The organism is Propioniciclava sp. LT432, assembly GCF_059515965.1.
This window is the reverse complement of record NZ_JCAKNE010000009.1, coordinates 123,681-134,198: the sequence shown is the minus strand read 5'-3', so window position 1 is coordinate 134,198 and position 10,518 is coordinate 123,681. Positions and strand designations below refer to the sequence as shown.

12 protein-coding genes are annotated in these 10,518 nt (G+C 68.6%); 3 read left to right on the top strand and 9 right to left on the bottom strand.

Annotation, left to right across the window (positions count from 1 at the left end; translation table 11 throughout):
- The first annotated feature begins 160 nt into the window (after positions 1–160).
- On the top strand, positions 161–1,405 hold the full coding sequence (locus AC5YDV_RS06800; RefSeq protein ID WP_496182899.1) for an IS4 family transposase: 1,245 nt from the start codon (positions 161–163) through the stop codon (positions 1,403–1,405).
- A 177-nt stretch (positions 1,406–1,582) separates the two neighbouring features.
- Positions 1,583–1,903: an HNH endonuclease gene (locus AC5YDV_RS06795; protein ID WP_496192444.1), complete on the top strand. Its 321-nt coding sequence runs from the start codon at positions 1,583–1,585 to the stop codon at positions 1,901–1,903.
- Positions 1,904–2,128: 225 nt separating this feature from the next.
- Here the strand turns inward: AC5YDV_RS06795 and AC5YDV_RS06790 are convergent, their stop codons facing one another.
- Complete coding sequence (locus tag AC5YDV_RS06790; protein ID WP_496183782.1) at positions 2,129–2,794, bottom strand: hypothetical protein; 666 nt, start codon at positions 2,792–2,794, stop codon at positions 2,129–2,131.
- A gap of 111 nt (positions 2,795–2,905) precedes the next feature.
- On the opposite strand from AC5YDV_RS06790, the gene AC5YDV_RS06785 reads away from it, so the two are divergent.
- Complete coding sequence (locus tag AC5YDV_RS06785) at positions 2,906–3,535, top strand: TetR/AcrR family transcriptional regulator (protein ID WP_496183781.1); 630 nt, start codon at positions 2,906–2,908, stop codon at positions 3,533–3,535.
- Positions 3,536–3,746: 211 nt separating this feature from the next.
- On the opposite strand, the gene AC5YDV_RS06780 is transcribed toward AC5YDV_RS06785, so the two are convergent.
- The 8 genes from AC5YDV_RS06780 to AC5YDV_RS06745 form a co-directional block, all read right to left on the bottom strand.
- Positions 3,747–4,361, bottom strand: coding sequence for a response regulator (locus AC5YDV_RS06780; protein ID WP_496183780.1), 615 nt, complete (start codon positions 4,359–4,361; stop codon positions 3,747–3,749).
- Complete coding sequence (locus tag AC5YDV_RS06775) at positions 4,358–5,539, bottom strand: sensor histidine kinase (RefSeq protein ID WP_496183779.1); 1,182 nt, start codon at positions 5,537–5,539, stop codon at positions 4,358–4,360. The genes AC5YDV_RS06780 and AC5YDV_RS06775 overlap by 4 nt, the downstream gene beginning before the upstream one ends.
- A gap of 52 nt (positions 5,540–5,591) precedes the next feature.
- Positions 5,592–6,341 carry an ABC transporter permease gene (locus AC5YDV_RS06770; protein WP_496183778.1) on the bottom strand — a complete coding sequence of 250 codons (750 nt, stop codon included), beginning with the start codon at positions 6,339–6,341 and terminating at the stop codon, positions 5,592–5,594.
- On the bottom strand, positions 6,338–7,240 hold the full coding sequence (locus AC5YDV_RS06765; RefSeq protein WP_496183777.1) for an ABC transporter ATP-binding protein: 903 nt from the start codon (positions 7,238–7,240) through the stop codon (positions 6,338–6,340). Before AC5YDV_RS06765 ends, AC5YDV_RS06770 begins: the two co-directional genes overlap by 4 nt.
- Before the next feature lie 58 nt (positions 7,241–7,298).
- On the bottom strand, positions 7,299–7,547 hold the full coding sequence (locus AC5YDV_RS06760) for a hypothetical protein (protein ID WP_496183776.1): 249 nt from the start codon (positions 7,545–7,547) through the stop codon (positions 7,299–7,301).
- An 81-nt stretch (positions 7,548–7,628) separates the two neighbouring features.
- The gene (locus tag AC5YDV_RS06755) at positions 7,629–8,870 is read right to left on the bottom strand and encodes an MFS transporter (RefSeq protein ID WP_496183775.1); all 1,242 of its coding nucleotides are present in this window, start codon (positions 8,868–8,870) and stop codon (positions 7,629–7,631) included.
- 91 nt (positions 8,871–8,961) lie between these two features.
- A complete protein-coding gene (locus AC5YDV_RS06750) occupies positions 8,962–9,339 on the bottom strand; it encodes a hypothetical protein (RefSeq protein ID WP_496192443.1) in 378 nt (125 codons plus the stop codon).
- A 488-nt stretch (positions 9,340–9,827) separates the two neighbouring features.
- Entirely contained in the window at positions 9,828–10,421 is a 594-nt protein-coding gene (locus AC5YDV_RS06745) for a hypothetical protein (protein WP_496183773.1), read from the bottom strand.
- Positions 10,422–10,518: the final 97 nt, after the last annotated feature.

The following is a 10,518-nucleotide window of genomic DNA, read 5'->3' as shown; positions in this document are numbered from 1 at the left end:
CAATGCCGTTAAGTTAGCCGCTGGCACTGCTTCGCGGGTGAGTGGTCTTTGAGGATGCTTGCGGCATTTTTCGAGATTTGTTGGTGTGGTCTGCGGAGGTTTGTGCGACTCGCGGGATTATGTTCGTGACGCTCCGGGGTGATTCTTCTAGTGTGGGGCTATGAACGAATCCGTTTCGCGGAAATTCACGGATCATCTTCCTGTGGGCGTGTTGGCGGAGTGTATTCCGCGGGACGAGGTCGAGACGGCAATTGATCTGGCTAATCGGCGGGAGCAACGTTCGCGTCTCCTTCCGGCCCGAGTCGTGGTCTACTACGTGATCGCGTTGGGACTGTTCTTCGGGGAGAGCTATGACGAAGTCATGCGAAGGCTCGTCAACGGTCTGAGATTCATCGGTGGATGGTTATCCAGTTGGCATGTTCCCACGCCCAGTGCAATCACGCAGGCCCGGGCCCGCCTGGGTGAAGAACCCATGAAGTTACTTTTCGAGCGTGTTGCCCAGCCTTTGGCTTCCTCAGCGACGCCGTCGGCGTGGTTCCACGGGCAACGCGTGATGGCTATTGATGGAGTGGTGCTGGACGCTCCTGAGTCGCCGGGCAACGCCGCCACGTTCGGCTATAGCGTGGGAGGACGTGGGGCCAGCGTGTTCCCGCGCGTGCAGGTGGTAGCGGTTGCCGAGTGTGGGACTCACGCCATTACGCACGCGGTGATCGGTGACCTCGGCTCCAGCGAACGGCCGCTGGCTGAGCGGCTGGTCGGCCGGCTAGAGCAAGGAACGCTCCTGCTTGCCGATCGTGGCTTCTACTCGTACAAGATCTGGGAATTGCTGATCGCGGGCAAGGTGGACGCCGCGTTTCGTGTCGCGAGCACCCTGAACCTTCCCCCCATCACCGAATACCCCGACGGATCGTATCTGTCCGTCCTTTTGGCGCCCGCACGTCAAAGCGCAGTGAGGCAATCCTCCCGCGTCCATGGGCGCGATAACAAGCGGGCCGAGCATCAGTGGCTACTCGATAACGGTACCGCTTGCCGGGTCGTCGAATACACAATCGAGGGGTCTTCGGCGACGTACCGCATTATCACCACTCTCTTGGACCACGACCGCTATCCCGCCGATGAAATCGCCGCCCTCTATCACGAACGTTGGGAAATCGAGAACGTCTTTGATGAGATCGAGGTCCACCAGATCGCGCATGGCCGGGTCCTACGGTCTCGCTCACCCGAACTTGTCAAACAAGAGATCTGGGGACTCCTCCTGGCGCACTACGCGATCCGAAAACTTGTGCATAACGCTTCCGACCTCGCCGAGATCGACCCCGACCGATTATCGTTCGTTCGCGCTCTCAGAATCATCCGACGCCACATTTCCAGCGGCGCGGAACTTTCCCCCCTCGATCCTGAATGAAATAGTCGACGAACTCGTAACGCACCCGAATCCTCCCCGACGACACAGGAGCTACCCGCGGGTCGTCAAGCGACACTTCGCCGCCTACCACAACACAAAACGTGCACAACACCGCGGAATAAAGCAGGAACACCTACCACGAATCCACACTCGCCAGCCCCAGCTAACTTAACGGCATTGCACCACATCACCCCCTGGTGGGCAGGCGGAGCGACCTCACTTGAGAACCTGGTGCTTCTCTGCCCCCACCACCACGGGGTGGTCGAACCCCTCCGCTTCTGGCCGGGCGGAGATCCGCCCAAGCGGTGGAGCGTCCGCATGGGCGACGACGGGCACCCCGAGTTCATTCCGCCGGCTCGCCCCGGCCAGTCCCGCCTGCCCGAACCGCGGCGCAACCAACGGGCCGTATCGGCCATCGAAGACGCACGCCGCATTATGAACGGCGACCCCGTTGAGCCATCCGGTGACCCGCCACCCGAGGCGCTCCTCCTCGAGTAGGGCCGCACGCACCATCGAGTGGGCTGCTAACCGAACCCGCGCGGTCGTCCATCGGACCGCGCCGAACCACAGGGTTGCCTGCCCACTTGGACCTACCACGCCCGCCTGGGTCCGGACGGCAGACCACCCGACCGGGTCCGGACGGCGGACCACCCGCCCGCGGGCATCACACACGGCCCGAACCGAGCTCACAGCGTGGCCTGCCCACCGACCCCATCAAGCTCCTCAGTGGCTGGCCGCGACCTGCCTGGCCTGAGGGGCGCCATTGCGAGTGATGGTCCCAGCGGACTCACCACGAGACCCCGCCCAAGCCATCAGCAGAGTTCCGGCGAGCATCAGGACGCCATGAGCGATCCGCCAATCGGCGCCCATCGTGAACTGCGGCAGGTAGGTGAGCAACCCCACGCCGAGGGGCATGCCGGCCCAGCGGAGGCGTCCGCTGCGCCACTGACCCACCGCGACCCCCACACCCACGACGGCCCAGAGGAGAAGTCCAATGGCGATGGTGGTGATCGCGGCCGGGACGAAGCGAACAGCGTCCGAGATGGCGGGGACCGCGTCCGCCGACGCGGTCCCCGCAACCCCGTGCAGACCGAACGTCTCGGCCCCGTAGAACGGGAGGACGAGCGCCGTCGCCACCCCGGCAACCCAGGCGAGCCAACGTCGTCCGGTCGGGGCGGACGCGAGGGTGGACGTCGGGGCGGACGCCAGCGCGGCCGCCATGAGCACGAAGCCCACCATCCCGAGCCCGTGTGCGATCAGCCACCACGGGGACCCGAACGCCTCAACCATGCCGGTCGCGGTGAGTGTCTTGTCGGACCACGGACGCACGATCGGGAAGAGCGCGAAGCTCGCCCCCGAGGCGGCCAGCAGCCAGGTTTGCGTTCTCATGTTTGACTCCTTCCGAGAGCGGTGCTCTCACATCGCTGAGACTACGCGAGGCTCTCACCCAAATGCAAGAGCGGCGCTCTCACATCGCGCGTGAGATGGCAGACTGGCGACATGGGAGTCAGGGACGAGAACCGCGAGCGCATGGAGGCGGCCATCCGTGGGGCGGCGCGCGAACAGATACGGACGGTGGGGGGCGCTTCGCTGTCGATGCGTGCCATCGCGCGCGACGTAGGCCTCGTCAGTTCGGCGGTCTACCGCTACCACCCCAGCCGCGATGCTCTCCTGACGGCGTTGATCATGGAGAGCTACACCTCGCTCGGCGATGCCATCGACGCCGCCGCGACGGCGTCGGACGCCGGCCCCGCCGATCGGTGGCGTGCAATCACCCGGGCCTTACGAGCCTGGGCGACGGAACGCCCGCATGAGTTCCAGCTGATCTACGGCACGCCGATCCCGGGGTATGCCGCTCCGCAGGACACGGTCCCGTTGGCGGGACGGGTTGTGATGCCGTTCCTGGAGACCGCCGCCGAGGGGACGCGGTCCGAACCCACCGCAGCGCTCGCCGCCCTGGCCGAGGAACTCGGCGGAGCGCAGGCGGTCGGCCCGCTCCTCGCAGTGGCGGAGCTCATCGGAGTGCTGACCCTGGAGTTCGGTGGCCACCTGGTCGGTGTCGTCGACCCTGAGGACATCTACGCCCACGCCGTCGAGGAGCAGATCCGCCGCTTGGGTCTGACCGAGTAGGCCGGGCTCCGGCGAGACAGGCACTCGGTGATGGTCGGCGGGCAAGCTCGGTGATGGTCGGCGGGCACGCTCGGAAGAACCGTGATGGTTGGCGACCACTCGAGAGAGGGCCGTTTCCGACCACCCCTTGTCAGAACGACTCTGCCGTGTTCGGGGGCCGCTCGAGTGGTCACCAACCATCACCGAGCCGGCGAGACCCCGGGCCGAGCCCTCAGATCAGCCCCCGCTCGTACGCCACCCGCACCGCCGCCGCCCGATCCGACACGCCGAGCTTCTCGTAGACCCTCGAGAGATGGGTCTTGAACGTCGTCTCGCTCACGTGGAGCCGCCCGGCGGCCTCCTTGTTGGTGCCGCCCGCCGCCAACTCGCGCACCACCTCAGCCTCACGGGGAGTCAGCGCCACCACCGGAATCCCGCGGCCCGCCAGCGTGGCGAGGGCGGACGAGGTGAGCACCGGCCGTCCAGCGGCCAACTCGCGCACGGCATGGACCAGCTCGCCGCGCGGAGTGTCCTTGAGCAGGTACCCGTCGGCGCCCGCCGCCAGCGCCGCGCGGATGTCGTGGTCGGTGTCGTACGTTGTCAGGACGAGGATGCGGGGCCGGCTGGTCGACCGGGCCCTCAGCTCCCGGATGGCGTCCACGCCGTCGCCGGCGGGCATGCGGAGGTCCATGAGGACCACATCGGGGTCGTGGTGGTCGGCCATCGCGACCGCCTCGGGCCCGGATGCCGCCTCGGCCAGCACGTCGATGTCGCCCTCCCGGGTGAGGATCGCCACGATCCCGTCGCGCACGAGCGGGTGGTCATCGGCGATGACGACGCGGATCATGCTGCCTCCTTCCCCGCCGGCACGCGGGCGCTGATCTCGGTGCCGTGGGGCGAACTCGACACGTCGAGCGTGCCACCCACGGACGCCAGCCTCTCCCGCATGCCGGCCAGCCCGTAGCCGTGCCGGACGGCGCCGGGATCGAATCCCACCCCGTCATCGGTCACGGTGAGCCGCACCTCGGTGTCCGTGTAGGTGAGCGTGACATCCGCACGGCGGGCCCGCGCATGCTTGGCCACGTTGGCGAGCGCCTCCTGGGCGATGCGCAGCAGCACCCCGTCCCTGCCGGACGCCGACGGCCGGCCCTCCACGCGGAGCTCTCCCCCGAGCCCGGACGCGGTGCGCCACTGCCCCAGCAGGTCGTCCAGGGCCAGCGGCAGGTCGGCGTCGTCCAGCCGCGGGGACGCCAGCGCCTGGACCGCGCGCCTGGCCTCGCCGAGGGCCTCGCGGGCCGCGGTGTCCACGGCGATGAGGCGGCGCTCGCGCTCGGCTTCATCGGGAGCGACCGAGGCGGCTTCGAGCTGGGCGATGATCGCGACGAGGTCCTGGGCGACGGTGTCGTGGATCTCCCGGGAGAGACGGGCCCGCTCCTCGGCGATGCCGGCCTCGCGGGCCTGGGCGACGAGCTGGTCGCGCAGGGCAGCGGAGCGTGCCTGTTCGGCGAGGAGTTCCTCGTTGGCAACGGCGAGGTCGACGAAGAGTTGCTCGCGGCGATGGTCGAGGACGAGCATCAACCCCGTGACCAGCAGGTTCACCGCCACGAACGCGACATAGACCAGCGGGGTGAAGAGCAGCGAGCGCGGCCCACCCACCTGGGCCACCGCGATCACGAGCGCGACGCCCACCATGCCTGCGACCTGCTGGCGCCTGGAGCGGAACAGCGCCGACTCGTAGTAACCGATGAACACGTACAGCCCGAACGCCGGCGAGAGCCACACCGCCGCCAGCGCGAGCAGGAGGTTGGCCCAGAAGAACACGACCAATCGGGCGTCGGTGGTGGCGAACCGTCGGCCGGCGATCCGAACGGCGGCCATCACGAGTGTCAGGATGACGAGCCACGGCAGGTCGGCGACGCTCACGACCGGCACGCTCAGGACAGCCATCAGCACCGCCGCCGCGAGGCTCGCCCCGAGCAGTCCGAGCACCACGGGCAGGCGCAGCCGGTCACGCGGGGATGTCATGTCGGCCATCCTGCCGGATCACGCCGCCACCACCGCCATCACCCCGCCCCCATCACTCCCACCGGAACGTGCGAACCGCCGCCGCCACGCCCAGGACCGTCCACACGACGAGGACCGCGTACGGCTGCCACGACGGCGGGACGCCGAGCGTTGCGTCGTGCATCGCCCGCGTGGCCGCGCCGCCGGGCGTGACGTCGGTGATCGCCACCAACCAATCGGGGAAGAGCGGACGGGGCAGCCAGAGTCCCGCCGTGAACCACATGAGCGCTGCGACGGCGTTACCGATGCCGGCCGCCGCCTGTGGCGAGGGCACCACCGAGGCGAGCAGCGTGCCGATCGCCAGGAACGCGAGCAGGCTCAGTGTCGCCGCCACCAGGAACCAGCCCACGTCCGACGGCGAGCCCGCCCCCGCCACCGCCGGGATGCCGACGAGCAACCCCGCCACGGCCAACCCGATCGTGCCGACCACGACGAACAGTGCCGTGATCAGCGTGCTCGGCGGGGCCGGCGTCGTGCGCAGGCGACGCAGCACACCGGACTGACGGTAGCCACCCAGGATCGCCGGCACGACGGTCAACCCCAGGATCGACGTCGCGAACAGCACGATCGTCGCCGTGTAGGAGCCGACGACGGAGAGCCCACCGAAGTCGGGCAGCGGTTCACGAGCCGCCGGGATCGCCGACATGACGACGATCGTCGCGAGCGGCAGCACCACCGCGAACACCAGGGCGGCCGGCTCACGTGTGAGGAGCCGGCTCTCATTGCGGACGTGCGCTTGGAGGACGTGGGTGTACGTGGTCATCGCAGAGCTCCTTCGGTCAGGGTGAGGTAGGCCTCGTCGAGTGACGGGGCCGTGACGCGCAGTTGGCGCGGGGTGAGGCCGACCTCGGCGAGGTGGGCGAGGACGGCCTGCGGCGAGTCGTCGTCCCCGCGGACGACCACCCGCCCGCGCTCGACCACCACGCTGAGCACGCCGGGGACCGCACGCAGGGCGTCCGCGTCGAGCACGGGATCGGCGGTGAAGGAGGTTTCCTGGACGCCCGTGGCGGCCGTGATCTCGTCCGGGGTGCCGGAGGCCTTCACGCGTCCGTCGTCGAGGATGACGACGCGGTCGCACAGGTAGGCGGCCTCCTCCATGAAGTGGGTGACGAGCAACATGGTGACGCCGTCGTCGCGCAGGAGCTTGAGGTACTCCCAGATCTCGCGGCGGGCGGCCGGGTCGAGCCCGGTGGTGAGCTCGTCGAGGAAGGCGATGCGCGGGCGTCCGATGAGGGCGAGAGCGATGGAGAGGCGCTGCTGCTGTCCGCCGGACAGCTTGTCGAAGCGGTGTTTCGCGTGTGCGGCGAGGCCGAAGCGGTCGAGGAGTTCGTCGATCGGGGCAGGGTCGTCGTAGAACGCCGAGTACAGCTCCAGCGCCTCGCGGACCCGTATCTTGCTCGGCAGGCGGCACTGCTGCAGCTGCATGCCGAGGATCTCGCGGAGCCCCGGGGGGTCGGTCGCGGGGTCCATCCCGGCGATGGTGACCTGGCCGCCATCACGGGCGCGCAGCCCGCCGATGCACTCGACGGCCGTGGTCTTGCCCGACCCGTTCGGGCCGAGGATGCCGACGATCTCCCCCTCGTCGACGGTGAGGTCGAACCCGTGCAGGACCTGCCGGGTTCCGTACGACTTGGTGAGTCCGGTGACGTCGATGAGTGTCATGCCTCCAGCGTCGCCGGACGCCGTGGGCGAAACCTCCCCCGGACGCCCCGACCGGGGGTCATCCGATCGGAGGATGACTCCTCGGCGCCCGGGGTGGGTGACCGACCACCTCGGACACCACCAGGGCTGCGATCAGGACGGGGGCGCCGAGGGGGTACGCGGCCGTCCACAGGGACTTCTCGTCGGTGAAGCCGCCGAACGCGAACACCCCGATGGCGCGCCCTTGGCCGTTGTCGTATCGCATGGTCAGCAACAGGATGAACGCCGCCCACAGGCTCCACCACGGCCAGCGGCGATCACGCTGCACGAAGCCGACGATCGCCGCCGCGAGGATCTGGCCCCCGCCGCACGAGGCGGCCGGCCGCTCGGGTGCGGGCCATGCGCCTCACTATGACGGACGCGGTGCGTCGCCGCGCGTGTCGGACGCCCGCCGGGCGGCAGCCGTCACGCCGGCCGCCACGAGGGCGATCGCGCACCCGACCGCGACGGGGACGACGACACCGATCCAGCCGAAGGCCATCCAGGCGAACCCGACCGCCCAGCCGACGACGGCGGACCCCGAGTAGTAGAAGACGTTGTACAGGGCCGTCGCCTGGGCACGCGCGTTTGGTGGCGCGCGGTGTCCCACCCAGGCGGACGCCACCGCGTGGGCGCCGAAGAAGCCGGCGGTGAAGATCAGGAGGCCGAGGATGATGACGGGCACGGGGCTCGCGAGCATGATCCCCAGCCCGGACGCCATGACCAGCGTGGACCCGACGAGCGTGCGGTAGCGGCCGAACCGCGGCACGAGGCGTCCGACCCATGCTGCGCTGAGCGTGCCGGCCAAGTAGGACACGAAGAGCCAGGACACGACGGTCGTCGGAAGCCCGTAGCCGGGGCCTTCCAAGCGGAACGCGAGGTAGTTGTACACCGCCACGAAGCCGCCGAAGAGGGTGAACGCGGTGAGGTAGAGGGTCACGATTCCGGGGTCCCGGAGGGACGCCAGCACCCCGCGGCTGACGTCCGCGATGGACGCCCTGCGGGCGACGTGACCTCGCGCGGGAGGCATGAGGGCGAAGAACGCCGCAGCGGCGCCGACGCACAGGAGGGCGACGACGGCGAGTCCCGGACGCCAGCCCCAGAGTCCGGCGACGAAGCCGGCCACGAGGCGTCCGCTCATGCCACCGATCGATGTGCCGGCGATGTACACGGCCGCGGCGGACGCCGTGAACCGCGCGTCGATCTCGTCATGGAGGTAGGTGACGGCGAGGGCGGGGAGTCCGCCGAGGGCCAGTCCCTCGAGGAAGCGCGTGGCCAGGAGGAAGTCGAGGCTCGGGCTGAACGCGGTCAGGACGCCCAGGATGGCCGACGCGGCGATGGCCGCACGCATGGCGGTGAGGCGTCCGAAGCGGTCGGCCGCCCACGACCAGGGGACGACCGCGAGGGCGACGCCGAGCATGGCGAGCGAGACCGCGAGGGCGACGTCGCTGGGCGCGGCGTGGAGGTCTGCACTCAGCACGGTGAGCAGGGCTTGCGGGGAGTGGAGTTGCGCGAACGTCGCCACCCCGGCCGCGCCGAGCCCGATCAGGATCCGACGGTACTCACGCGAGTCACGGTGGTGACCGATCCAGTGGTGGCCCTCTGCTGTCAACGCTGCGCTCCTCTGGTCGCAGTGTAGGGGTCGCTGGCGGTCAACCCTCACACGGCGGGGCTCCGCGGGAGTGGCCCGGCGAATATCGGGTTCAGCGGACGACGACCGCTTGGAGTTCACCCACGGGCAGGTCACGGGAATCGGCGATGTCGAGCGGGATCGTGCCCGAGAAGCCAACCGCCGACCAACGGATCACCCAATGAGCCGTCGCCGTCACCCGGAAGGAGCCCTCCGGGAGTGACGCCTTCGCATACGTGTGACCACACGTCGGCGACGGCATGCCCGGCTCGACGGCCGCGGTGTACGGGGTCGTGGCCGTGCAGCTCACCACCGACCCGTCACCCATCGCGAACGACACCCCCGAACGACGGGCATCCATCCGAATCGTCACCCCATAACCGGACACGTTCGTGGTCATCTGGGTCGGACCGTCCACCCACAACCACAGCGGATGCCCCACGACAGCCATGTTCCACTCGTTCACCGACGGATCCGGGCCGACCTGAGGGACTGCGTCCGGCAGCCTCAACCGTGCCACCAGCGTGCGGACCACCGCCTCCACCTGCGCCCGCGTGGGTGGAACCGGCTCAACCGACGGCACTCCCGGAGCAGCCGTCGCACCCGCCGCCGCCGGAAGACACTCCTCCAACTCGATACCGCCATCCCAACATTCCGGCAGGAACGCCCGGTAATACAACGTCGGCGTCCGATTCCCGCGCGGCTCATCCTCAGGCACCGGGGCAGGGACTCCGGCAGCGGGTGCCTTGCGCAGGGTGTGGTCCGTTTCCGCGCTGAGCGAGCCGTTACCGGTCTGACCCGATCGTTTCGAGCCAATCGTCGTCGCCACCTTCAACTCAGCACCACGGTCAGAGATCAACGGTGTTGGCTCTGCGCCAAATGCTGTGGCAGTTCCCAGACCGAGGACGGCGGTCGCGACGAGAATTCCTGCTGACTTCCTCAACACGTCGAGACCCGCTCACTGGACGAGTCAACCAATCTCAACTTGCCCTCGCTGCGGCCAAGGAAGTAGGTGTGCTCCGTCACAACTCCAGGCGAGGGCGCGCTCGCATCCTTGGTCAGATACTTCTCTGCCGTCGCATCGACGCAAACGCGGAGCGCGGCCACGGATCCGGGGCGCGATTCCCCCAAGACTGGCTTCACCCAACTGACGTCTGCCGGTTCACTCACCCGTCTGGCTTCGTCGGCTCTGTCCTGGTCGATGAATTGCTCAACGTAGCCCCTGAAGAGCCCTGTCGTCGTCGCCTCGAACTCTGGTGTCATCTCGCGTAGGCGCCAGTCAACATCCTGCCGCTTGAGCTCGGCGCGATACCGCAGAAAGACCGCTTCGGCCTCTTCATACAGTTCCCTCTGCTCGGCCAACGACTCGTAGTCGGCCTCAGTGCAAGGGAACGACGTCCCACCCTCGAGTGGGGTACAGACGGGAACAGTGGGCATCGGAGTGGACACACCAGGTGACGGCTGAGTCGGCGTACAACCGGCCAGGACCAGGAACGCGGCGAGCGTGCTGACGAGACGAACGAAGACGGGCATGGGGGTGCTCCTCGTTGGGGGGTTGCCCCCAGCTTGCCACCCGTCTGCGACCCCCTGCGAACTGTCCACAGGGCGAGGCGCACGCGCAAGAGTTCTC

Bases quoted from the DNA above. Each gene is read 5' to 3' on its own strand.
- AC5YDV_RS06800 (WP_496182899.1), top strand. From the start codon at position 161: ATGAACGAATCCGTTTCGCGGAAATTCACGGATCATCTTCCTGTGGGC.
- AC5YDV_RS06790 (WP_496183782.1), bottom strand. From the start codon at position 2,794: ATGAGAACGCAAACCTGGCTGCTGGCCGCCTCGGGGGCGAGCTTCGCG.
- AC5YDV_RS06785 (WP_496183781.1), top strand. From the start codon at position 2,906: ATGGGAGTCAGGGACGAGAACCGCGAGCGCATGGAGGCGGCCATCCGT.
- AC5YDV_RS06780 (WP_496183780.1), bottom strand. From the start codon at position 4,361: ATGATCCGCGTCGTCATCGCCGATGACCACCCGCTCGTGCGCGACGGG.
- AC5YDV_RS06775 (WP_496183779.1), bottom strand. From the start codon at position 5,539: ATGACATCCCCGCGTGACCGGCTGCGCCTGCCCGTGGTGCTCGGACTG.
- AC5YDV_RS06770 (WP_496183778.1), bottom strand. From the start codon at position 6,341: ATGACCACGTACACCCACGTCCTCCAAGCGCACGTCCGCAATGAGAGC.
- AC5YDV_RS06765 (WP_496183777.1), bottom strand. From the start codon at position 7,240: ATGACACTCATCGACGTCACCGGACTCACCAAGTCGTACGGAACCCGG.
- AC5YDV_RS06750 (WP_496192443.1), bottom strand. From the start codon at position 9,339: ATGGCTGTCGTGGGGCATCCGCTGTGGTTGTGGGTGGACGGTCCGACC.
- AC5YDV_RS06745 (WP_496183773.1), bottom strand. From the start codon at position 10,421: ATGCCCGTCTTCGTTCGTCTCGTCAGCACGCTCGCCGCGTTCCTGGTC.